Consider the following 22,192-nt stretch of genomic DNA (forward strand, 5'->3'; position numbering starts at 1 on the left):
CACATGGCATCGATCACACATAGAGATCGCCATGACTCACCCCGCGAATCACCAAGAAGAGGTAATGCGCACCTCGCTCGGTCCACGGGAAGGTCGGAGCGGGCCAAAAGGTGCCCAACGGTCCACAGTGGAGGCAAAATGCTGCATAGGCCATGCAGTCTGTCCGCGGAAAAAGCGGCATCGAATTTCAGCCATTGCTTGTCGCCCTGACGCAATCACAGGTAACCTCCTCGCGCTTATCGGCTCTTTCCTCACCGGAAGCCAACCTGGGGGGCGTATGTCCGGCATTTTCCGCTCGCGCCGCACGAATAGACCTGCCAAAGGGAAACCGCGAATGCCTGGCCGGCTCCTGGTCACGGCCGTTCTCGGGGCGCTGTCGCTGTCCCTGACGCCGGTGGTATCCGCCGCGGCCGACAACGGTGGTGGGTCGCCGGTCTCCACCCCCGCGCCCGAGCTGCCGCAGAGCCACCCCGAGGGCCCGCTCGGCACCATCAGACCCGCGGACGACTCCGGGCTGACGGCGGAACAGCAGACGGCGCTGGCACAGGCCCAGAGCGAGGCGTCCGCCACCGGCAGCCCCGTCCGGGTGGCAGCCCTGACCACGCAGACCGCCACGGTGCAGGCCAACCCTTCGGGCACCGTGACCTGGACCACCAGCCTGCTGCCGGAGCGCGTCCGCCAGGGCGGCTCATGGGTGCCGGTCGACGCCACTCTGAAGCAGAACGACGACGGCAGTTACAGCCCCCGGGCGTCCGCCGAACCGCTGACCTTCTCCGGCGGCGGCAGCGGCCCCCTGGCGTCCATGACGAGCGGCAGTACCCGGCTCGCCTTCTCCTGGCCCCAGACCCTGCCCCCGCCCACCGTGTCCGGAGCCACGATCACCTACCCCGACGTACTCGAAGGCGTCGATCTGAGGCTGACGGCCAACACTCTCGGCGGCTTCGCCGAACTGATCGTCGTCAAGACCGCCGAGGCGGCCGGCAACCCGGCCCTGGCCACCCTGAAGCTGACCACCCACGCCACCGGCGTGACCGTCTCCGACGACGGCCACGACAATCTGCAGGCCGCCACACCGGCGGGACAGGTGATGTTCAGTGCGCCACAACCGCTGATGTGGGATTCCTCCGGCGGCACCACCGCCCGACCGCTGTCCGCGAGCACGGACGCTTCCGGACCGGACGACGTACCCGCTCCCGGCATCGGCGCCCAGGTGGCCCGCGTCTCCGACGACGTCTCCGGCTCGACGCTCTCCCTGACACCGGACCAGGAACTGCTCACCGGCTCCGCCACCCGCTACCCGGTCTACATCGACCCCAGTTGGAACCCTCACTACGCCACCGGCGGCAAACAGCACTACGTCGAGACCCAACAGGGCTGCCCGACCGCGAAGAACTACGACTCCACCCAGTACGGCGATCCCGGCGTCGGCTACAACAGCTGGTCGGGCTGCATCGGCGCCGAGCGCTCCTACTTCCAGCTCGGCATCCCCTCCGCCGTCTGGGGCACCCACATCGTTTCCGCCACGGTCAACGCCAAGGAGAACTACTCCGCGAGCTGCAGCCTCTCCTCCGACGTGAAGCTGTACCTCACCGGCGCCATCGGTTCGGGCACCACCTGGAACAACAAGCCCGCCCTGTCGACCTATCTGGCGGCCAAGAGCTTCGGTCCCGCCTGCAGCAGCGAACCCTCCGGCGGGTTCTCCGTCACCTCCACCATCGCCAAGAAGGCCGCCGCGAAGGACTCCAGCTGGACCTTCGCACTGGTCAACAGCCGGACAGGCAGTGACGACGGCAACTACTTCAAGCGGTTCGCGAACAACCCGTCGATGTCGATCGAGTACAACCACGTCCCCGGCAAGCCCAGCGCCCTGGCCGCCAAGTTCGGCACGCACTCGGTCGGCTGCGGCACCACCGCCCCCTACCCCGTCATCGGCAAGACACTGGTCACCACACCGCCCACGCTGAACGCCGTGGTCAGTGACGGCGACAAGGACGCCCTGGCGGCGACCTACAAGTACTGGGTCGGCAGCGGCACCGCCACCACGACCACCAGCGCCACCGTCGCCAGTGGCCAGAACGCCCCCAAGCAGCTGTCCTCCTCGTTCATGAGCGGGCTGAAGAGCGGTGACACCGTGGGATGGAACGTCACCGCGAGCGACGGCAAGGACACCGGCGCCGCCTCCTCCACCTGCCACTTCACCGTCGATCTCACAGCCCCGGCCGAGCCGGCCGTCACGGACGCGGACGGCACCTACCCCGAGGACTCCCCCGGCGTCACCCCTGCCGGCACCGCGGGCCACTTCACGCTCAGCACCAACAGCGCCACCAAGTTCCTCTACCGCCTGGACGTCAGCCCGCCCACCTCCAACACACCCGCCTCGCAGGTCGTCACCGCCTCCGGCAACAAGGCGACGATCTCCGTCACTCCCACCGCACCCGGGACGCACACCCTCTACGTCTACGCGGTCGACTCGGCCGGCAACGTCTCCGCCCAACAGCAGTACCAGTTCACCGCCCTCGGCCACACCGGCAAGACCTACGCGAGCCTGAAGGACGCGTTCAACAACACCGCCGTCACCGACAACGCCGATCAGGCGGCCGCCGACGCCGACGGTTCCGGCGCGACCATGTCGCTGCAGGACCTGAAGGCCGCCGGCTGGCAGCCCGGCGGCAGGATCACCGTGGACGGCGCCGCCTTCACCCTGCCCGCCTTCGCCTCCGCTACGGGTGACAACGTGCTGGCCGCCAACCAGACCATCCAGCTGAGCGGCAGCGGACGCGCCCTGGTCTTCCTCGGCTTCTCCACCTACGGCTTCGTCGGCTCCCAGCACGCCGAGGACGACTACTCCAGCCCCGCCGTCCCCGACGGCACCCCGGTCAGCGGCACCGACTGCACCCTCGGCAACGGACAGTACGAGGACTGCCGGGCCGGCGGCCCCACCGGCTCGCTCACCTACGCCGACGGCAGCACCTCCGCCTACCACCTGACCGTTCCCGACTGGGTCTACGGCTCCAACGCCCTGGCCGCCGTCACCCTCCCCCACCGCAACCACGCAAACGGCACCCAGGAGACCCGTTCCACCAACATCTACGCCTTCGCCATCCCGCTCGAGCCCAACAGGTCCCTCAGCTCGGTCACCCTCCCCGACCTCAGCAACGCCGCCCGGCAGGACATCCCCGGCCTGCACCTCTTCGGCATGGCCCTGCGTGACACCACCACCGCGTCCGGCGGCGCGAAGTGGACCGGCGCATGGAGCTCCCCCAGCGAAGGCGCGTTCAACTACGAGGGCACCGACTACAAGAACCAGACCTTCCGCATCGCCGCCGACCCGAGCGTCGCCGGGTCCAGCGTCCGTGTCCGCCTGTCCAACGCCCTCGGCCGCACCCCGCTGACCATCGACCACACCACCATCGCCACCCAGTCCACGGGGGCCGCCCCCACCGCCACACCCGCCGACCTCACCTTCAACGGCGGCAGCAGGACAGTGACCATCCCGGTCGGGGGCGAGGTCTACAGCGACGCGACCGCCTACAACGCCTCACCCGGCAAACGCATCATGATCAGTCTCCACCTCGCCAACGACACGCCCTACCTCGTCCAGCACAGCTGGGCCGGCGCCGCCGTGCAGTACGTCAGCGCCGTGGGCTCCGGCGACCACACCGCGGACACCGCCACCACCGCCTTCACCGGCACCGGCGTGCAATGGGGCGAGTTTACCGACATCCTGACCGGCATCGACGTCACCGCCGGGGCGAACCAGCCCACCATCGCCGTCCTCGGAGACAACCTCACCGACCCTTTCGCCGGCACCGCCAGGGCCGGACTCACCACCCCCCGCGTGTCCGACGCCCTCGCCGCCGCCCTGCGGAGCGACGAGCAGGTACCCGACTACGGCGTCGTCGCCTCCGGCATCGAGAACAACCGCATCGCCACCGAGCAGGGCCAGGGCGGACCCGCCGTGCTCACCCGCCTGGACCGGGACGTCCTCGCCCTTCCCGGCATCACCACCGCGATCGTCGACGAGGGCCTGAAGGACATCGTCGCCGGCACCGACGACACCGAGCTGAGCCGGGCCTACGCCCAACTGCTCGCCCAGCTGCGCGGCTGGGGCATCGAAGTCGTCATCACGACCCTCACCCCCTGCCGCGGGTACGCCGCCTGCACCGCCGCCACGGACGCCAACCGCGTCTCCGCCAATGCGTGGATCACCGACCAGACCGACTTCAGCACGCCCACCGTCACCTGCCTGGACGCCGAATCAGCCGTCGCCGTCCCCGACTCCACCAGCACGGCGGACCCGGCGCCCCTCGTCCTCAACTCCGGTGCCGCCCCCGGTGACTACGACGCCGGCGACCACGTCAACCTCACCGCCGACGGGTACAGGGCCATCGCGGGCGCGATCGACCTGACCACGCTCGGACCGGACGCCTGAGGCCGCCGCCGGGCCGACGGACACCGGTGGGGTCCGTCGGCCCGGCGGCGGGCACGGAAGCGATTCCCCGCCCCCGCCACCCCGCCACACCCCTCGCCGAAGATCCACAAAGCTCCACCACGACACCTATGGACATGACATGTCATGGCCATTTAAATCTCGGGAATCAGCGCCACCCCCACCGCCTGACGGGCGCCTTCCCGAGGAGACAGATGAGCCGGATACGGCAGCATGTCCGAGGAACCCGCCGCACGGTCACCGCCGGTGTCGCCGCCGCCACCGCGACCCTGCTGGCCGTCGGCCTCTCCCCCGCCGCCCACGCCGAGGGCGGACCGACCCGGGCCACCGCGATCGACAACGCGGCCTCCGCACTCCTGGCCCACGCCTCCGCGCTGGGCCTCGCCGCCCCGCAGGGCACCAGCGTCCGGGACGTGATCGTGGACAAGGACGGCACCCAGCACGTCCGCTACGACCGCACCTACCGCCATCTCCCGGTTCTCGGCGGCGACTTCGTCGTCCACCTGGCCCCGGGCGGCGCCTACCGGGGCGCCGACCGCGCCACCCGGCAGACCGTCTCCGTGCCCACGGTCACCCCGGCGGTCCCCGGCCCGAAGGCCGCCGGTCTCGCGGTCGACGCCCTGCGCGCGGCCCACCCGGGCACGCCGCTGAAGCAGGCCAAGGCCAAGCCGCAACTGGTGGTCGACGCCCTGCACGGCACGCCCAGGCTGGCCTGGCGCACCACCGCCGTCGGCCTGGACTCGCTCGGCAACCCGGTCGCCCGGACCCTGCTGACCGACGCCCGCACCGGCGCCCGGATCGACGCCTGGGACAGCATCGAGACCGCCACCGGCGACGGCGCCTCCCTCTACAGCGGGACCGTGCCGCTGGAGACCACCTCGTCCGGGTCGTCGTACCAGCTCAAGGACCCGACCCGGGGCAACACCTACACCGGTGACGCGGAGAACAAGACCGACCTGTGCATCTTCGGGATCTGCTTCAGCCGGGCCCCCGCGACCCTGTTCTCGGACGCCGACAACCACTGGGGCACCGGCGCCACGGCGGACCGCGCCTCGGCCGCCGTCGACGCCCAGTACGGCACCGACGAGACCTGGGACTACTACAAGAACGTGCACGGCCGCACCGGCATCGCCGGGGACGGCAAGGGCTCGTACAACCGCGTCCACTACGGCACCAACTACAACAACGCCTTCTGGGACGACAGTTGCTTCTGCATGACCTACGGTGACGGCGACGGGACCACCTTCGGGCCGCTGGTCGCCCTCGACGTCGCCGGGCACGAGATGTCCCACGGGGTGACCTCGAAGACGGCCGCGCTGACCTACTCGGGCGAGTCCGGCGGGCTGAACGAGGCCACCTCCGACATCCTCGGCACGATGGTGGAGTGGTACGCGGACAACCCCTCCGACGCCGGTGACTACCTCATCGGCGAGAAGATCGTGAAGCCCGGCTTCGGCAAGGCGGCGCTGCGCTTCATGGACAAGCCCTCCAGGGACGGCAGTTCGGCCGACTACTGGAGCTCGTCGGTCGGCAACCTCGACGTCCACTACTCCTCCGGCGTCGCCAACCACTTCGCCTACCTGCTCGCCGAGGGCAGCGGCGCGAAGACCATCAACGGCGTCGCCTACGACTCGCCGACCTACAACGGCTCCGCCGTCACCGGCATCGGCCGGGACAAGGTCGGCAAGATCTGGTACCGGGCGCTGACGGTCTACATGACGTCCTCGACCAACTACAAGGGTGCCCGCACGGCGACCCTGAACGCGGCGAAGGACCTCTACGGCGCCGGCAGCACGGAGTACAACGCCGTGGCCGCGGCCTGGAGCGCGGTCAACGTCAGCTGACCTCCGCCGTACGTTTCCGGGGCCGGTGTCCGCTCGGGCACCGGCCCCGGTGTGCGCCGGGGTGGACGCGCTGACGTCGTGTCACCCGTTCACCGGCGCCGCCGCTCCATTCGTGTTCTTTTCATACTTCTCCCTCCCGGCTGTCCCGCTCCCACGCCTGACCTGCCGGAACGCCGCACACGCTCACCCGGGCGGGTGGCCGGGCCGCCACCCGTTCACCGCATTCCTGACGGCCACTCAGCAAGCGGGCCGGCCGCCGAGCCACTTATCTCGGAAGGGCAGGGGCGCACCCCTGGACGAGTCGGACAAGCTCTGGGGAGCACCATGCGACGCACTGCCCGTCTCCTGGCCGGTACCGCGCTCGCCGTGGCCGCCACGGCACCCGCCCACGCGGTGGCGGCCACGGACCCGGCGGCACCGCTCACGGCCGCCCCGTCCGGCCGGCTGGAGGTCCGGCCGGCCACCGTGACGCCCGGCGACGAGGTCACCGTGAGCACGGCCGCGTGCGGCTCCCCGGGCGCCGCGACCGGGGACGCGGGCGCGGTCGGCGCCGGCACCTTCCCGCTGGCGCCCGGCACCGGCGAAGGGCGGGTGTCCGGCCGGTTCCGGGTGCCGCCGAGCGCCCAGCCGGGCACGTACGAGATCCTCGCCCGGTGCGCCGAGGGGGACCGGCAGGTGGCGGGCGACCTGGTGGTGGCGCTCAGCGCGGCGCACGGGCAGGTGCAGCCGCGGGGAAGCGTGAAGACAGGGGTCGGCGGCGGGCTGAGCCGCGACCCCGTACAGACCACGGCGGGTGTGGCGGCACTGGCCGTCGCCGCCGCGGGCGGTACCTGGCTCCTGCATCGCCGGGCGAGAGGCGACGGGATCTGACGGACACCCTCCGCTGTCCGTCCACCGGTACCGCACATCCCGCCCCCTCCGGGTCCGACGCCCCTCGCGGCCCGGAGGGGGCGGGCATCCGACAGGGGGCCGTCCGAGGGAGAGGGGTCGCGCATGCGTGCTGGGTCGGCCAAGGGCGCCGCAACAGCCGGGCGTGGGGCTGGACATGGTCACGGGCATGGGCGCGGGCACGGGTATGGGCGCGGGCGCCGCGCCCGCCTCGCGGACGCCCTCATAGCCGCCGTCACCGTGGTGGCCCTCGGCTCGGGCGTATGGCTGCTGGCCGGCACCGGCCCGCGCACCCCGCCGCAGCCGACGGCCGCCGAGGGCCGGACCGAGCCCGGCGGTGAGCGGAACGCGGCCCCCGCCCTCGCGCCCTCGCCGCCCCTGCGCGTCCGCATCCCCGCGATCCGCGTGGACGCGCCCCTGACCGGCCTGGCCCTCACCCCCTCCGGCAGCCTGGACGCCCCGCCCGCCGAGGAGCAGAACCTGGCCGGCTGGTACGAGGCCGGGACCACGCCCGGGGAGACGGGCACCGCGATCGTCGCCGGCCATGTCGACAACGCCGACGGCCCCGCCGTCTTCTACCGCCTCGGCGCGCTCAAGCGGGGCGACCGCGTCGAGGTGGACCGCCGGGACGGCACCGTGGCGCTGTTCACCGTGGACGCGGTGGAGGTGTACTCGGCCCGCGACTTCCCCGACGACAAGGTGTACGGCGCCGCCCCCCGCCCCGAACTCCGCGTCATCACCTGCGGCGGCGGCTACTCGAAGACCACCGGTTACCAGGGCAACGTGGTGGTGTTCGCGCACCTGACGGGGAGCCGCTGACCGCACTCCGCGTGCCCTCAGCGCGCCGCCGGTTCCACGCCCAGGACATGTCTCTTCCCCCACACGCCCAGCGGGGCCAGCGCCTCGTTCAGCTGGTGGCCGATCCCGGTCAGCGAGTACTCGACGCGGGGCGGCACCTCCGCGTAGTCCTCGCGGTGCACGATCCCGTCGGCCTCCAGCTCGCGCAGCTGCGCGGCGAGCACCTTCTCCGTGACGCCCGGCAGCAGCCGGCGCAGTTCCCCGAACCGCCGGGCGCCCCCCTCCCCCAGCGCCCACAGGATCGACACCTTCCACTTGCCGTCGATGATGTCCATCGCCGCGTCGGTGCCGCAGACGTACGCCCCCGGCCGTCGTCCCACCGGCATGCCGTTCCCCCTTCCGACCCGCAGGCTTTCCCGCGGGTAACCACCCACTCCGAAGTACGTACTTACGCTCGGTGGCTCTCCGAGGGGAGCCTAGCCGTCATGACCGACAACTCCCCTTCCTCCGGCCCCCGTACCCCCCTCACCCTGCTCGGCACCGGTGCCATGGGCACCGCGCTCGGCCGGGCCTGGCTCGCCGCCGGGCACCCCCTGACCGTCTGGAACCGCACCCCGGAGCGGACGGCCGCGCTGACCGCCGAGGGCGCGGTGGCCGCCGACAGCGCGGCGGCGGCCGTGGCCGCGAACCGGCTCGTCGTGGCCTGCCTGCTGGACGACGCCTCGGTGGGCGCCGCCCTGGACGGTGCCGACCTGGCCGGCCGGGACCTGGTGAACCTCACCACCGGCACCCCCGCCGACGCCCGTGGCCGTGCCGCCTGGGCCGCGGAGCGGGGCGCCCGGCTGCTGGACGGCGGGATCATGGCCGTACCGCCGATGATCGGCACGCCCGGCGCCTTCGTGTTCTACAGCGGTGACCCCAAGGTGTTCGAGGAGCACCGGGACACCCTCGCGGTCCCGGCCGGCACCGAGTACGTCGGCGCCGACCCCGGGCTCGCCGCGCTGCACGACGTGGCGCTGCTGACCGGCATGTACGGCATGTTCGCGGGGATCACGAGCGCCTTCGCGCTGGTGCGGGACACGGACGTGGCGCCCGAGGAGTTCGCCCCGCTGCTGGTGTCCTGGCTGTCCGCGATGGCCGGCCAGGCGCACGGCATGGCCGGCCGGCTGGCGTCCGGCGACTACACCTCCGATGTCGTCTCCAACCTCGCGATGCAGGTCGCGGGCACCGGCACCCTGCTGCGCACGGCCGGGGAACAGGGGGTGAGCCCGGAACTGATCACCCCCTTCTTCGACCTCATGCACCGCCGCCTGGCCGACGGCCACGGCACGGAGGACACCACGGGCCTGGTGGACCTGCTGAGCACCCGCCGCCCGGCCACGGCCCGGTGACGAGCGGGGGCCCGGAGCCCCGCCGGGCCCGGCGACCCGCCAGAGCCCGCCCACCGGGGCCAGCGACCCGCCAGAGCCCGCCCCCCAGGGCCGGTGACCCGCCAGAGCCCGGTGCCGCCGGGCCCGGTGCCCCGCCGAGGGCCGCCGCCCCGGCGGAACGCCGAACATCCGAGGCCCTGCGGCCCTACGGGGCCCGGCCCCCCACCGAGCCCGCCAGCTGGCCAAGACCCGGCGACCGGTGAGGGCCCGGACCCCAGGCTCCGGTGACCGCGGCGGGAAGCCCGCGCCCGCCCCTGGGACCCCGCGTCCGCCGTCCCCTCCGCACCCCCCGCACGGACGCGCACCCCCTCAACACCCTCCCCACCCCGACACGCCCCCTCACACCCCACCCCCGCACCCGCCCAGCCCCCTCACACCCCCCACCCCGCCCCGCTGAGGGCAGCGTTCCGCCCGGGAAACAGATGTGATGCCGCCGGGTAACGTCGGGCCCGCACGCTCAAGTGCATGACCTCGAATACGCGTGTGGTGGTGATCGGCGCCGGCCTCGCGGGCGTACGGCTCGCCCGGCGGCTCGGCGAGCTGGGCACGCCCGCGCTGCTCGTCGGCGACGAGGAGCACGCGCCGTACAATCGGGTGCTGCTCGCCGAGGTGCTGGCCGGCCGGTACGCGCCGGAGGTGATCGCCCTCCCGCCGCCGACCGGCCTGCTGCGCGCCCGCGTCACCGGCATCGACCGGGCCGCCCGTACCGTCTCCTGCGCCGACGGCATGTCGATCGCCTACGACACGCTGGTCCTGGCCACCGGCTCCAACCCGGTGCTGCCCCCGCTGCGCGGCCTGTTCACGCCCGACCGGCGGCTCCCCGAGGGCGTCCACGCCTTCCGCACCCTGGACGACTGTCTGGGCCTCACCAAGGCGGTGCGGCCGGGGATCCGCGCGGTCGTCATCGGCGGCGGCCTGCTCGGCGTCTCCGCGGCCCGCGCGCTGGCCGTGCGCGGCGCCCAGGTGGTCCTCGCCCAGCAGGCCGAGCGGCTCATGGAGCGCCAGCTCGACCCGGACGCCTCCCGGCTGGTGCTGCGCCACCTCACCGACCTGGGCGTGGAGGTGCACACCGAGTGCCGGGTGCGGGACGTGCGCTGCGTGGCCGGCGCGGTCCGCTCGGTGGAGCTGGCCGACGGCTACGCCCTCGACGCCGACCTCGTCGTCCTCGCCTGCGGGGTACGTCCCCGTACGGGCCTGGCCGAACAGGCGGGCCTCGCCGTGCGCAAGGGCGTCCTGGTGGACGACGAGCTGCGCACCTCCGACCCGTTCATCCACGCCGTCGGCGACTGCGCCCAGCACGACGGCACGGTCTACGGCCTGGCCGCCCCGGCCCTCGAACAGGCCGAGGCGCTCGCCGAGTTGCTCGCGGGCGACGTCGGCGCGCGCTACCGCGGGACCCGTTCCCTGACCCGGCTGACCCTGACCGGTCCCGGCTCCCCCTTCGACCTCGCCGCGTTCGGCGAGACCGAGGCGCGCCCCGGCGACGACGTGGTGCGGATCGCCGACGCCACCCGGGGCACCTACCGCAAGGTCGTCGTCCGCGACGACCGCCTGGTCGGCGGGGTCCTCGTCGGCGAACTCGGCACCGTGGGCGCGCTCGCCCGGGCCTGGGAGGGAGCGGAGCCGCTCCCCGACGACGGGCCCCTGCTGCACCTGCTCACCAACGATGGAGGCTCCTGAATGACCGCCACCCCGGGGGCCACCCCCACGATCGTGCTCGTCGGCCACGGCATGGTCGGCCAGCGCTTCCTCGAAGCACTGGCCGAGCGCGGCCTGACCGCCACGCACCGCGTGGTCGTGCTGTGCGAGGAGCCGCGCCCGGCGTACGACCGCGTGCAGCTCACCTCGTACTTCTCGGGCCGTACGCCCGAGGATCTCTCCCTGACCGACCGGGAGTTCATCAAGGACCACGGCATCGAGCTGCACATCGGCGACCCGGCCGAGTCGATCGACCGCGAGGCACGGAAGGTGACGGCCCGCTCGGGCCTGGTCGTGGACTACGACGTCCTCGTCCTGGCCACCGGCTCCTACCCCTTCGTGCCGCCGGTGCCGAACAAGGACGCCACCGGCTGTTTCGTCTACCGCACCATCGAGGACCTGCTCGCCATCGAGGAGTACGCGAAGTCCCGGGCGACGACGGGTGCCGTGGTCGGCGGCGGGCTGCTCGGCCTGGAGGCCGCCGGCGCGCTCAAGGGGCTCGGACTGAACACGCACATCGTGGAGTTCGCGCCGCGCCTGATGCCGGTGCAGGTGGACGAGGGCGGCGGCGCGGCCCTGCTGCGCACCATCGAGCGGATGGGCCTGACGGTCCACACCGGCGTGGGCACCCAGGAGATCGTGACGGACTCCGAGGGTGCCGTGACCGGGATGAAGCTGTCCGACGGCTCCGAACTCGCGGCCGACATGGTGGTGTTCAGCGCCGGTGTCCGCCCCCGCGACCAGCTCGCCCGGGACGCGGGCCTGACGGTCGGCGAGCGCGGCGGCATCGCGGTGGACGAGCGGTGCCGGACGGTGTCCGACCCGCACGTCTTCGCGATCGGCGAGTGCGCGCTGGCCGCCGACGGCCGGGTGTACGGCCTGGTGGCGCCGGGCTACGAGCAGGCCGAGACGGCCGCCGCCACCATCGCCCGCGACGAGGCCGCCTTCACCGGCGCCGACCTGTCCACGAAGCTGAAGCTGCTCGGCGTGGACGTCGCCTCCTTCGGCGACGCGCACGGCACCGCCGAGGACTGCCTGGACGTCGTCTACTCCGACTCGCGCGCGGGCCTGTACAAGAAGCTGGTCATCGGCGCGGACGGCACCCTGCTCGGCGGCATCCTGGTCGGTGACGCGGAGGCGTACGGCACCCTGCGCGCGCTCACCGGCTCGGTGCCCCCCATCTCCCCCGAGTCGCTCGTCCTGCCCGCCGGAGCCGGCTCGGGGGCCCAGCTCGGGCCGTCCGCGCTGCCGGACGACGCGATCATCTGCTCCTGCCACAACGTCAGCAAGGGCACCATCCGCGGCGCGGTCACCGAGCACGGCTGCACCACCGTGCCCGAGGTGAAGAAGTGCACCAAGGCCGGTACCGGGTGCGGCAGTTGTGTGAAGGTGCTGGGCCAGCTGGTCACCGCCGAGCTGGAGGCGTCCGGCGTCGAGGTCGACAAGGGGCTGTGCGGCTGCTTCGCCCAGACCCGCGAGGAGCTGTACGAGATCGTCCTCGCGCTGCGCGTCACCTCGTACCGGGAGCTGCTGGACCGCTTCGGCCGCGAGGGCGCCCGGGGCGGGGAGGGCTGCGAGGTGTGCAAGCCGACGGTCGGCTCGATCATCGCCTCCCTCGCCCCCTCCATCGGCGCGAGCGGCTATGTCCTGGACGGCGAGCAGGCCGCGCTGCAGGACACCAACGACCACTTCCTGGCCAACCTCCAGAAGAACGGCTCGTACTCGGTCGTGCCGCGCATCCCCGGCGGGGAGATCGCGCCCGAGAAGCTGATCGTGATCGGCGAGATCGCCCGGGACTTCGGCCTCTACACGAAGATCACCGGCGGGCAGCGGATCGACATGTTCGGCGCCCGGGTGGAGCAACTGCCGCTGATCTGGGCCCGGCTGGTGGACGCCGGCTTCGAGTCCGGGCACGCCTACGGCAAGGCGCTGCGCACGGTGAAGTCCTGTGTGGGCTCCACCTGGTGCCGCTACGGCGTGCAGGACTCGGTGCGGATGGCGATCGACCTGGAGCTGCGCTACCGCGGTCTGAGGTCCCCGCACAAGCTGAAGTCGGCGGTCTCCGGCTGCCAGCGCGAGTGCGCGGAGGCCCAGTCGAAGGACTTCGGGGTGATCGCCACGGCCAACGGCTGGAACCTGTACGTCGGCGGCAACGGCGGCGCCACCCCGCGCCACGCCGACCTGCTCGCCCAGGACCTGTCCGACGCCGAACTGGTCCGGCTGATCGACCGGTTCCTGATGTTCTACATCCGCACCGCCGACCGGCTGGAGCGCACCTCCACCTGGCTGGAGCGCATCCCCGGCGGCCTGGACCACGTACGGGACGTGGTGGTGCACGACTCGCTCGGCATCTGCGACGAGCTGGAACGGCTGATGCGGGAGCACGTGGCGCACTACCGGGACGAGTGGGCGGAGACGGTGGGCGACCCGGAGAAGCTGGCCCGGTTCGTGTCCTTCGTGAACGCCCCGGACACTCCCGACCCGGTGGTCTCCTTCGTCCCCGAGCGCGACCAGATCAAGCCCGACCTGCCGCTGCTGACCATCGGGCTGCGGCCCGCCGACGACGTCCTGGAAGGAAGCGCCCAGCGATGACCCTGGCAGTTGAGACGACCGATCTGAAGGTCCAGCTCCAGCTGGCGGACGGCTGGTTCACGGTCTGCGACCTGAGCGTGCTGGTCCCCGGCCGGGGGGTGGCGGCCCTGCTGCCGGACGGCCGCCAGGCGGCCCTCTTCCGGGACCGCGCGGACCGGCTGTACGCCGTGGACAACCGCGACCCGTTCACCGGGGCGGCCGTCCTCTCCCGCGGTCTGACCGGCACCCACCAGGGCCGCCCCTTCGTGGCCTCCCCCCTGCTGAAGCAGCGCTTCGACCTGGTCAGCGGCGTCTGCCTGGACGACGAGGCGGTGCGGATCCCGGTGTACGAGGTGCGCACGGTGTCGTGAGACCCAGGGTTTCTTGACTGATCGTTTCAGTAACCCTAGGCTGCCGCGCATGGGCAGGACCAAGGAATTCGACCCGGACGCCGCGCTCCAGTCGGCGCTCGAGCTGTTCTGGCGGCGCGGCTACGAGGCCACCTCGATGGCCGACCTGGTCGAGCACCTGGGCATCGGCAAGGCGAGCCTGTACGCCACCTTCGGCAGCAAGCACGAGCTGTACCTGAGGGCGCTGGACCGCTACGGACAGGCGCAGAAGCCGGTGCTCGTCCGCGAGCTGTCCGCGCCCGGCCCGGTGCTGCCGGCCGTGCGCGGCCTGGTCCGGCGGTTCGCCGCCGAGGCCACCGCCGCGGCCACCCGGGAGCAGGGCTGCCTGGTCACGAACACGGCGGTCGAACTGGCCCCGCACGACCGGGAGGCCGCCCGCCGGGTGGAGCACAGCTGGGACACCGTCGAGACCCTGCTGCACTCCGCCCTGGCGCGCGCCCGGGCGCAGGGCGAGCTGGCGGCGGACCGCGATCCGCTGGCCCTCGCCCGGACGCTGTTCGTGCTGCTCCAGGGGCTCAGGGTGGTCGGCAAGGCGTCGGCGGACCCGGCCCGGGTGCGGGACGCGGCGGAGCAGGCCCTGGCACTGCTGGACTGACCCCGCACCCGAGGACGCGCCTCTCCCCGTGGAGGCGCGTTTTTCCGGCCCTCATACTGAACCGATCGTTCTAGACAAAAGGGACTTCACCATGGCGCACCGCTTCTCCGGCCGGACCGCACTCGTCACCGGCGCCGGCTCCGGCATCGGCCGCGGGGTGGCCCTCGCCCTCGCCCGGGAGGGCGCTCAGGTCGTCGTCGCCGGGCGGCGCCGCGCCCCGCTCGACGAGACCGTGGCGCTGATCGAGGCCGAGGGCGGCAAGGCGCTCGCCGTGGCCGCCGACGTCTCCCGCGCCGAGGAGGTGCGGGACCTGGTGGCCGCGACCGTGGACCGGTTCGGCTCGCTGGACGTGGCGGTGAACAACGCCGGTGTCCTCGAGGGCCGCGGGCGCACCGTGGGCGAGCTGCCCGAGGAGGACTGGCGCCGGATGATGGACATCAACGTCACCGGCGTCTTCCTCGCCCTCCAGGCCGAGATCGCCCGGATGCGCACCCAGCCGAACGGCGGCGCGATCGTCAACATCGCCTCCCGGATCGGCATGCACAGCCGGCTGCCCGGCGTCGCGGGCTACGCCGTCAGCAAGGCGGCCGTGTCGGTCCTCACCCGGTCCGCCGCCCTCGACCACATCGCCGACGGGGTGCGCATCAACGCCGTCAGCCCCGGCTCCACCGCCACCGACATGTCCTTCAAGCCCGGCGAGACCGAGGCCGGCCGGGCCGCGCGGATGCGTACCGAGGTGCCGCTCGGCCGGGTCTCCACCATCGAGGAGGTGGCCGCGGCGGTGCTGTACCTCGCCTCGGACGACGCGGCCTCGGTGGTCGGCGCCGACCTGGTGATCGACGGCGGCTCCACGGCCTGATCCGGCCCGGCCCCGCGGGTCAGTCGATCCCGTTCCCGGGGGTCAGTCGATCCCGGACCGTTCCACCCCGGCCACGATCCACCGCTGGAAGCACAGGAACACCAGCAGCAGCGGCAGGATCGACACGGCCGCCGCGACGAACAGCTCGTGCAGCCGGACGACCTGCGCGGTGGTGAACGAGGACAGGGCCACCTGCACCGTCCAGGCGCTCTGGTCCTGCCCGATCACCAGCGGCCACAGGAAGGAGTTCCACGCGCCGAGGAACACGATGGTGCCGACGGCCGCGAACACCGGGCGGCTGTTGGGCACGACGACCCGCCAGTACGTCCGCCAGTACCCGAGCCCGTCCACCTGAGCGGCGTCCTCCAGCTCCCGGGGGAAACCGAGGAAGTACTGCCGGAAGACGAAGCAGGCGAACGCGGAGAACAGCGTCGGCACGATCAGACCGCGCAGCGTGGAGATCCAGCCCAGCGACGACACCAGCACGAAGCTGGGCACGAAGGTGACGGCCGCCGGGACCAGCAGGGTGCCCAGGATGCCGTAGAACACCTTGTTCGCGTGCCGGTAGGGGATGCGGGCCAGGCCGTAGCCGGCGAGGGAGGCGAGCAGCAGGGTGCCGAGGGTGGTGGCGACGGCGATCAGCGCCGAGTTGAGCAGGGACCGGGCGAACGGCACCGACGGGTCCTGGAACAGCTCGCGGACATTGCCCCACCGCACGTCGGCGGGGAAGAAGGTCCACTCCGGGGAGGTGATGTCCCGCTCGTCGGCCAGCCCGTTGCGCACCAGCAGGTAGAAGGGGACCAGGAAGAGCAGGGCGAGCGCGGCCAGCAGGGCCAGCCTGAGCGCCCGCCCGGCCCGCACCAGGGCGTCATCCATCGCCGTCCGTCCTTCCCAGTCGCAGCCAGCGCGCCTGTGCCACCGTGACGACCGCGATGACCAGCGCCAGTATCACCGCGCCCGCGCTGCCGAGGCCCAGGTTCTGCCCCTGCCCGAGCGCGGTGTAGTAGAGGTAGACCAGCGGCGGCCGGGCGTAGGGCGGGTAACCGCGGGCGTCGGACAGCAGGTTGTAGAACTCGTCGAAGGCCTGGAACGCGTTCACGACGAGCAGCAGCAGCACCGCGACCGAGGTGCCCCGCAGCTGCGGCAGGGTGATGTGCCGCAGCACCGTCCAGCCGGGACGGGCCCCGTCCACGGCCGCCGCCTCGTACAGCGCCGGATCGATCCGCTGGAGCCCGGCGAGGAACAGGATCATGTAGAACCCGGCCTGCAACCACAGCCGTACGGTCACGATGACCAGCCAGTACCAGGGCGGGTCGGTGGTGGACAGCCAGGCGACGGGGTCGCCGCCGAACCAGCCCAGCACGGTGTTCGCCAGCCCGAACCGCACCCCGTTGAAGATCGACATCTTCCAGATCAGCGCGGCCACCACATAGCTGCACGCGGCCGGCAGGAAGAACACCGACCGGAAGAACGCCCGCGCCCAGCGGACCCGGTTGACCATCAGGGCGAGGGCCAGGGAGAACCCGTAGGTGACCGGCACGATGAAGGCGGTGAACAGCAGGAAGGTCTTCAGGCTGTCGCGGAACGCCGCATCCCGCAGCATCGCCGCGTAGTTGTCCAGGCCGGTGAAGTGCGTGGGGGTGACGGTGTTGTGCGCGTCGAAGAAGCTCAGCCCCACGCTCCACAGCAGCGGTACGTAGGTGAACAGCGCGAGCCCGCACGCGAACGGCCCGACGAACACCCAGAACCACAGGGTTCTGTGCCGCCTCACGCGCCCACCCTGGCGATCTCCTCCGCCACCTTCCGCACGGCGGCCCGCAGTTCGCGCTCCGGGTCCGCCCCGCCCTTGATGATCCGGCTGAGGGCGTCCTGGTAGGCGGTCTGGCCGGCCGGGGTCCACAGCAGCGGCTGAGCGTATCCGTGGTCGGTGGTGAACCGTACGACGTCGGCGGCCGGGCCCTCGCGCAGCGCGGCGGCCTCGGTGGCGAGGGAGCGCCGGGCGGGGATGTGGAAGCCGTAGGAGAGCGCGAAGTCCTTCTGGTAGTCGGTGCGTTCGACCCACAGCCACTTCACGTACGCCTTGGCCAGATCCTTGTGCCGGCTGCGGGCGCTGACGGCGGCGCCGTAGGCCCCCACGGGTACGGCGGGCCGTCCCCGGTCACCGTCCGCCGGGAACGGCAGCACCCCGAAGTCGTCCCCGAGTTCGCGCTTGATCTGCGGCAGCGCCCACAGTCCGGACCACTGCATCGCGGTCAGCCCCTGGAGGAAGGCGGAGGGGTCGGACCAGTCGGCGGGCGCGCCGAGGAGCAGGGACTTGTCGGCGTACAGCCGGTGCAGTTTGCCGAGGGTGCGGGCGGCGGCGGGATCGTCGAAGCCGACCCGGCCGTCGTCGGTGACGAGGGGGAATCCGGCCGCGTACAGGGGAGTACCGCCCAGGACCCCGGCGCCTCCGTCGTTGCCGAGGAAGAGTCCCTTGGTCTTGCGGTCTGTGAGCGCGCGGGCGGCGTCGACCAGGGCGTCCAGGGTGGTGGGCGGCTCCACGCCGGCGTCGCGCAGCAGGCTCTTGCGGTAGTACAGCAGCTGGGTGTCGATGACCTGCGGAATCCCGTAGATCCGCCCCTCGTGGGTCTTCGGCGCGAGCACGGCCGGATTGAAGTCGTCCTTGACCCCTGCCAGCAGATCGGTGAGGTCGAGGACCTGGCCGCCCCGGATCTGGTCGAGGGTCGGCCCGTCGACCTCGAAGACGTCGGGCCCGGAGTCGGTGAGCAGGGCGGCGGCGGTCTGCTGGTCGTAGTTGCCCGGCCGCCACTGCACCGAGACGTCGGCCTTCCGGAAGGCGGCGGCGTACCGCTGGACGGCCCGTTCGGTGCCCGGCTCGCCGTACTGGTGGTACCACTGTGACAGCCGGGGCCCGGAACCGCCGCCCCCGCGCCCGGTGTTCGATCCGCACGCCGTGAGCAGTCCGGCGCCCGCGCCCGCGGCGAGCAGTGTCCTGCGGCTGATCGTCATCATGTGCCCCCTGACGTCCGTCGTCGATGTGCGGCCCAACGATCAACCATGCGCGGCGATTACGAAAGACGCGTTGCGGCCGTGTGTCGGCGTTCGCCCCTGGGTGGGAACCCGGTTCCCGTGTCCCGGCACCGGTGCACAACTTTTCCGCTCCGGGACGCATCCAACACAGCGACCCACATGCACCCTTCGACTGGAAGAAGGAGAATGTGACCATGTTCCAGATGCCGAATCCGACGGCTCCGCCTCCCGGCCGGCGCCCCGCGGGACGCTCCCGGTTCCTGCGCGGACGCGGACCGGTGACCGCGCTCGCCGCCGCGCTGCTGGGCGTCACGGCCGCCGGGGCCGCCTGGAGCGCGACACCGGCGGCGGCCCGGACCACGACGGCCGTACGGACCTGCGCGGTGAGCGACCTGTATCTGTCCACGGGTGCCAAGGAGGGCGCGGCCGGATCCCTGTACTGGCCGGTCCGGTTCACCAACACCAGCACCGGCGAGTGCGCCCTGCGCGGCTACCCGGGCGTGAGCGTCCTGGACGGCGCCCACCACCGCGTCGGCCCGGCGGCGAAGCACAGCGGCCGCGCCTACGGCACCGTCACCCTCTCCCCCGGCCACTCCGCCTCGGCGGTCCTGCGCACGACCAACGGCCCGGTCGGCGGCCCCTGCGAACGCACCGGCACCTACCTCCGGGTCTACCCGCCGGCCTCCCGCACCGCGACCCTGATCCCGGCACCGTGGAAGACCTGCTCGGGGGTGTTCCAGACGGGGCCGGTGAACACGGACGGCGGGTTCTGAGCGACCGGGACGCGCAAAGGGGCGGCACCCCCCGCACTGGGGTGCCGCCCCTTCTCTTTCGTGCGCCGGGGCCGTCGCCGATCGGTGAGGGTCGGGGACCGGCGACGGCTCCGGGGTCCGGGGGTCAGCGGTGGTCGCTGCCCGCCGACTGGGTGGCCGCGCGGCCCGCTTCCAGGCGGGCGACCGGGATGCGGAACGGGGAGCAGGAGACGTAGTCCAGGCCCGCCTCGTGGAAGAAGTGGACCGACTCCGGGTCGCCGCCGTGCTCGCCGCAGACGCCCAGCTTGAGGTCGGGGCGGGTGCGGCGGCCGGCCTCCGCGGCCGACTTGACCAGGGAGCCGACGCCGTCCTTGTCGATCGTCTCGAACGGGCTGACGCCGAAGATGCCCTTCTCCAGGTACGCCGTGAAGAACGAGGCCTCGACGTCGTCGCGGCTGAAGCCCCACACCGTCTGCGTCAGGTCGTTCGTGCCGAAGGAGAAGAACTCCGCGGCCTCGGCGATCTCGCCCGCCGTGAGGGCGGCGCGCGGGAGTTCGATCATCGTGCCGATGGCCAGCTTGAGCTTCGTACCCGTCGCCGCCTCGACCTCCGCGACGACCTGGTCCGCCTCCTCGCGGACGATCTCCAGCTCCTGGACCGTGCCGACGAGCGGGATCATGATCTCCGCGCGCGGGTCGCCCTTGGCGGCCTTGCGCTCGGCCGCCGCCTCCGCGATCGCGCGGACCTGCATGGTGAACAGGCCGGGGATGACCAGGCCGAGGCGTACGCCGCGCAGGCCCAGCATCGGGTTCTGCTCGTGCAGCCGGTGCACCGCCTGGAGCAGCCGCAGCTCGTTCTCGTGCGGCTCCTGCCGGGACTCCGCCAGGGCCACCCGGACGGACAGTTCCGTGATGTCGGGGAGGAACTCGTGCAGCGGCGGGTCCAGCAGCCGGATCGTCACCGGCAGGCCGTCCATCGCCTCGAACAGCTCCACGAAGTCCTGCTTCTGCAGCGGCAGCAGGGACTTCAGGGACGCCTCGCGCTCCTCCTCGGTGTCGGCCAGGATGAGGCGCTCGACCAGCTCACGGCGGTCGCCGAGGAACATGTGCTCGGTGCGGCACAGGCCGATGCCCTGGGCGCCGAAGCGGCGGGCGCGCAGCGCGTCCTCGGCGTTGTCGGCGTTGGCCCGCACCCGCAGCCGGCGCTTGCGGTCGGCGAAGGCCATCATGCGGTGCACGGCCTCCACCAGCTCGTCGGCGTCGTCGGCGCCCGGGTGCATGCGGCCCTCGAAGTACTCCACGACCGGGGACGGCACGACCGGGACCTCGCCCAGGTAGACCTTGCCCGTGGAGCCGTCGATGGAGATGACGTCGCCCTCCTCGACGACGTGCCCGCCGGGGACCGTCATCCGGCGCCGCTTGGTGTCGACCTCCAGCTCCTCCGCGCCGCACACACAGGTCTTGCCCATGCCCCGGGCGACCACGGCCGCGTGGGAGGTCTTGCCGCCCCGGGAGGTGAGGATGCCCTCGGCCGCGATCATGCCGTCCAGGTCGTCGGGGTTGGTCTCCCGGCGGACCAGGATGACCTTCTCGCCCGAGCGGGACCACTTCACGGCCGTGTACGAGTCGAAGACCGCCTTGCCGACCGCCGCACCCGGCGAGGCCGCGATGCCCCGGGCCACCTGCTCGACCTTCGCGTGCTCGTCGAAGCGCGGGAACATCAGCTGGGCCAGCTGGGCGCCGGTGACGCGCTGGAGCGCCTCCGTCTCGTCGATCAGGCCCTGGTCCACCAGCTGGGTGGCGATCCGGAAGGCCGCGCCCGCCGTGCGCTTGCCGACGCGGGTCTGGAGCATCCACAGCCGGCCGCGCTCGATGGTGAACTCGATGTCGCAGAGGTCCTTGTAGTGGTTCTCCAGGGTCTCCATGATCTTCATGAGCTGGTCGTACGACTTCTTGTCGATCCGCTCCAGCTCGGCGAGCGGGACGGTGTTGCGGATGCCCGCGACCACGTCCTCGCCCTGGGCGTTCTGCAGGTAGTCGCCGTAGACGCCCTGGTGGCCGGAGGCGGGGTCGCGGGTGAAGGCGACGCCGGTGCCGGAGTCGGGGCCGAGGTTGCCGAAGACCATCGAGCAGACGTTGACGGCGGTGCCCAGGTCGTGCGGGATGCGCTCCTGACGGCGGTAGAGCTTCGCGCGGTCACCGTTCCAGGAGTCGAAGACCGCCTTGATGGCGAGGTCCATCTGCTCGCGCGGGTCCTGCGGGAACTCCCGGCCGGCCTCCTTCTTGACGATCTTCTTGAAGGTGGTGACCAGCTTCTTCAGGTCGGCGGCCTCCAGGTCGGTGTCGACCGTGACCTTCTTGGCGGCCTTCGCCTTGTCGAGGGCCTCCTCGAAGAGGTCGCCGTCGACGCCGAGGACGGTCTTGCCGAACATCTGGATGAGGCGGCGGTAGGAGTCCCAGGCGAACCGCTCGTCACCGGCCTGCTCGGCCAGGCCCCGCACGGAGGCGTCCGACAGACCGATGTTCAGGACGGTGTCCATCATGCCGGGCATGGAGAACTTGGCGCCGGAGCGGACCGAGACCAGCAGCGGGTTGTCCGCCTGGCCCAGCTTCTTGCCCATCTTGCGTTCCAGGGCGTCGAGGTGCGCACTCACCTCGTCACGCAGTGCCGCCGGTTCCTCGCCACTGTCGAGGTAGACCTTGCATGCCTCCGTGGTGATGGTGAAGCCGGGAGGGACCGGCAGACCGAGGTTGGTCATCTCGGCGAGATTGGCACCCTTGCCGCCGAGGAGGTCCTTGAGGTCCTTGTTGCCCTCGGTGAAGTCGTAAACGAACTTCGGCGCGTGGGGTTCTTTGTTTTCCGACACG

The 22,192-nt window shown here is 72.1% G+C and carries 16 protein-coding genes; 11 read left to right on the forward strand and 5 right to left on the reverse strand.

Translation table 11 applies throughout. The features are described from left to right. The first annotated feature begins 334 nt into the window (after positions 1–334). The 4 genes from IE251_RS31850 (at position 335) to IE251_RS31865 (ending at position 8,001) form a co-directional block, all read left to right on the forward strand. The gene (locus IE251_RS31850; protein ID WP_229897023.1) at positions 335–4,432 is read left to right on the forward strand and encodes a beta-sandwich domain-containing protein; all 4,098 of its coding nucleotides are present in this window, start codon (positions 335–337) and stop codon (positions 4,430–4,432) included. A 212-nt stretch (positions 4,433–4,644) separates the two neighbouring features. Further along, complete coding sequence (locus IE251_RS31855; protein ID WP_189756426.1) at positions 4,645–6,294, forward strand: M4 family metallopeptidase; 1,650 nt, start codon at positions 4,645–4,647, stop codon at positions 6,292–6,294. A 324-nt stretch (positions 6,295–6,618) separates the two neighbouring features. Continuing rightward, positions 6,619–7,164, forward strand: coding sequence for a hypothetical protein (locus tag IE251_RS31860; protein WP_189756427.1), 546 nt, complete (start codon positions 6,619–6,621; stop codon positions 7,162–7,164). Positions 7,165–7,287: 123 nt separating this feature from the next. Beyond that, positions 7,288–8,001 carry a class F sortase gene (locus IE251_RS31865; protein ID WP_189756428.1) on the forward strand — a complete coding sequence of 238 codons (714 nt, stop codon included), beginning with the start codon at positions 7,288–7,290 and terminating at the stop codon, positions 7,999–8,001. Between the two features lie 17 nt (positions 8,002–8,018). On the opposite strand, the gene IE251_RS31870 is transcribed toward IE251_RS31865, so the two are convergent. Further along, positions 8,019–8,366 carry a winged helix-turn-helix transcriptional regulator gene (locus IE251_RS31870; RefSeq protein ID WP_189756429.1) on the reverse strand — a complete coding sequence of 116 codons (348 nt, stop codon included), beginning with the start codon at positions 8,364–8,366 and terminating at the stop codon, positions 8,019–8,021. A 99-nt stretch (positions 8,367–8,465) separates the two neighbouring features. Between IE251_RS31870 and IE251_RS31875 the strand changes: the two genes are divergently transcribed. The 6 genes from IE251_RS31875 (at position 8,466) to IE251_RS31900 (ending at position 15,543) form a co-directional block, all read left to right on the forward strand. Further along, positions 8,466–9,371 (forward strand): NAD(P)-dependent oxidoreductase, encoded by a 906-nt coding sequence (locus IE251_RS31875; protein ID WP_189756430.1) that lies wholly within the window; start codon positions 8,466–8,468, stop codon positions 9,369–9,371. Positions 9,372–9,875: 504 nt separating this feature from the next. After that, the gene (locus tag IE251_RS31880; RefSeq protein ID WP_189756431.1) at positions 9,876–11,090 is read left to right on the forward strand and encodes an NAD(P)/FAD-dependent oxidoreductase; all 1,215 of its coding nucleotides are present in this window, start codon (positions 9,876–9,878) and stop codon (positions 11,088–11,090) included. Further along, complete coding sequence (gene nirB, locus IE251_RS31885; RefSeq protein ID WP_189756432.1) at positions 11,091–13,700, forward strand: nitrite reductase large subunit NirB; 2,610 nt, start codon at positions 11,091–11,093, stop codon at positions 13,698–13,700. It abuts the gene before it with no gap. Further along, on the forward strand, positions 13,697–14,050 hold the full coding sequence (gene nirD / locus IE251_RS31890) for a nitrite reductase small subunit NirD (RefSeq protein WP_189756433.1): 354 nt from the start codon (positions 13,697–13,699) through the stop codon (positions 14,048–14,050). The genes nirB and nirD overlap by 4 nt, the downstream gene beginning before the upstream one ends. A 49-nt stretch (positions 14,051–14,099) precedes the next feature. Next, a complete protein-coding gene (locus IE251_RS31895; RefSeq protein ID WP_189756434.1) occupies positions 14,100–14,684 on the forward strand; it encodes a TetR/AcrR family transcriptional regulator in 585 nt (194 codons plus the stop codon). 91 nt (positions 14,685–14,775) lie between these two features. Continuing rightward, on the forward strand, positions 14,776–15,543 hold the full coding sequence (locus tag IE251_RS31900; RefSeq protein ID WP_189756435.1) for an SDR family NAD(P)-dependent oxidoreductase: 768 nt from the start codon (positions 14,776–14,778) through the stop codon (positions 15,541–15,543). A gap of 42 nt (positions 15,544–15,585) precedes the next feature. Here IE251_RS31900 and IE251_RS31905 read toward each other — a convergent pair whose 3' ends face one another. From IE251_RS31905 to IE251_RS31915, 3 genes are read right to left on the reverse strand one after another with little or no spacing between them, the layout of a single operon-like run. Further along, positions 15,586–16,419 carry a carbohydrate ABC transporter permease gene (locus IE251_RS31905; protein ID WP_189756436.1) on the reverse strand — a complete coding sequence of 278 codons (834 nt, stop codon included), beginning with the start codon at positions 16,417–16,419 and terminating at the stop codon, positions 15,586–15,588. Beyond that, positions 16,412–17,314 (reverse strand): carbohydrate ABC transporter permease, encoded by a 903-nt coding sequence (locus tag IE251_RS31910; RefSeq protein ID WP_189756437.1) that lies wholly within the window; start codon positions 17,312–17,314, stop codon positions 16,412–16,414. The genes IE251_RS31905 and IE251_RS31910 overlap by 8 nt, the downstream gene beginning before the upstream one ends. Beyond that, entirely contained in the window at positions 17,311–18,552 is a 1,242-nt protein-coding gene (locus tag IE251_RS31915) for an ABC transporter substrate-binding protein (RefSeq protein ID WP_189756517.1), read from the reverse strand. Before IE251_RS31915 ends, IE251_RS31910 begins: the two co-directional genes overlap by 4 nt. Positions 18,553–18,767: 215 nt before the next feature. Between IE251_RS31915 and IE251_RS31920 the strand changes: the two genes are divergently transcribed. Next, complete coding sequence (locus IE251_RS31920) at positions 18,768–19,346, forward strand: DUF4232 domain-containing protein (RefSeq protein WP_189756438.1); 579 nt, start codon at positions 18,768–18,770, stop codon at positions 19,344–19,346. Positions 19,347–19,470: 124 nt separating this feature from the next. Here IE251_RS31920 and ppdK read toward each other — a convergent pair whose 3' ends face one another. Next, on the reverse strand, positions 19,471–22,191 hold the full coding sequence (gene ppdK / locus IE251_RS31925; RefSeq protein WP_189756439.1) for a pyruvate, phosphate dikinase: 2,721 nt from the start codon (positions 22,189–22,191) through the stop codon (positions 19,471–19,473). Between the last annotated feature and the right edge of the window lies 1 nt (position 22,192).

It is taken from the genome of Streptomyces eurythermus (assembly GCF_014649115.1).
Lineage (GTDB): Bacteria > Actinomycetota > Actinomycetes > Streptomycetales > Streptomycetaceae > Streptomyces > Streptomyces eurythermus.

Excerpts from the sequence above, each read along its gene's own strand:
- IE251_RS31850 (WP_229897023.1), top strand. The coding sequence starts at position 335 with ATGCCTGGCCGGCTCCTGGTCACGGCCGTTCTCGGGGCGCTGTCGCTG.
- IE251_RS31855 (WP_189756426.1), top strand. The coding sequence starts at position 4,645 with ATGAGCCGGATACGGCAGCATGTCCGAGGAACCCGCCGCACGGTCACC.
- IE251_RS31860 (WP_189756427.1), top strand. The coding sequence starts at position 6,619 with ATGCGACGCACTGCCCGTCTCCTGGCCGGTACCGCGCTCGCCGTGGCC.
- IE251_RS31865 (WP_189756428.1), top strand. The coding sequence starts at position 7,288 with ATGCGTGCTGGGTCGGCCAAGGGCGCCGCAACAGCCGGGCGTGGGGCT.
- IE251_RS31870 (WP_189756429.1), bottom strand. The coding sequence starts at position 8,366 with ATGCCGGTGGGACGACGGCCGGGGGCGTACGTCTGCGGCACCGACGCG.
- IE251_RS31875 (WP_189756430.1), top strand. The coding sequence starts at position 8,466 with ATGACCGACAACTCCCCTTCCTCCGGCCCCCGTACCCCCCTCACCCTG.
- IE251_RS31880 (WP_189756431.1), top strand. The coding sequence starts at position 9,876 with ATGACCTCGAATACGCGTGTGGTGGTGATCGGCGCCGGCCTCGCGGGC.
- nirB (WP_189756432.1), top strand. The coding sequence starts at position 11,091 with ATGACCGCCACCCCGGGGGCCACCCCCACGATCGTGCTCGTCGGCCAC.
- nirD (WP_189756433.1), top strand. The coding sequence starts at position 13,697 with ATGACCCTGGCAGTTGAGACGACCGATCTGAAGGTCCAGCTCCAGCTG.
- IE251_RS31895 (WP_189756434.1), top strand. The coding sequence starts at position 14,100 with ATGGGCAGGACCAAGGAATTCGACCCGGACGCCGCGCTCCAGTCGGCG.
- IE251_RS31900 (WP_189756435.1), top strand. The coding sequence starts at position 14,776 with ATGGCGCACCGCTTCTCCGGCCGGACCGCACTCGTCACCGGCGCCGGC.
- IE251_RS31905 (WP_189756436.1), bottom strand. The coding sequence starts at position 16,419 with ATGGATGACGCCCTGGTGCGGGCCGGGCGGGCGCTCAGGCTGGCCCTG.
- IE251_RS31915 (WP_189756517.1), bottom strand. The coding sequence starts at position 18,552 with ATGACGATCAGCCGCAGGACACTGCTCGCCGCGGGCGCGGGCGCCGGA.
- IE251_RS31920 (WP_189756438.1), top strand. The coding sequence starts at position 18,768 with ATGTTCCAGATGCCGAATCCGACGGCTCCGCCTCCCGGCCGGCGCCCC.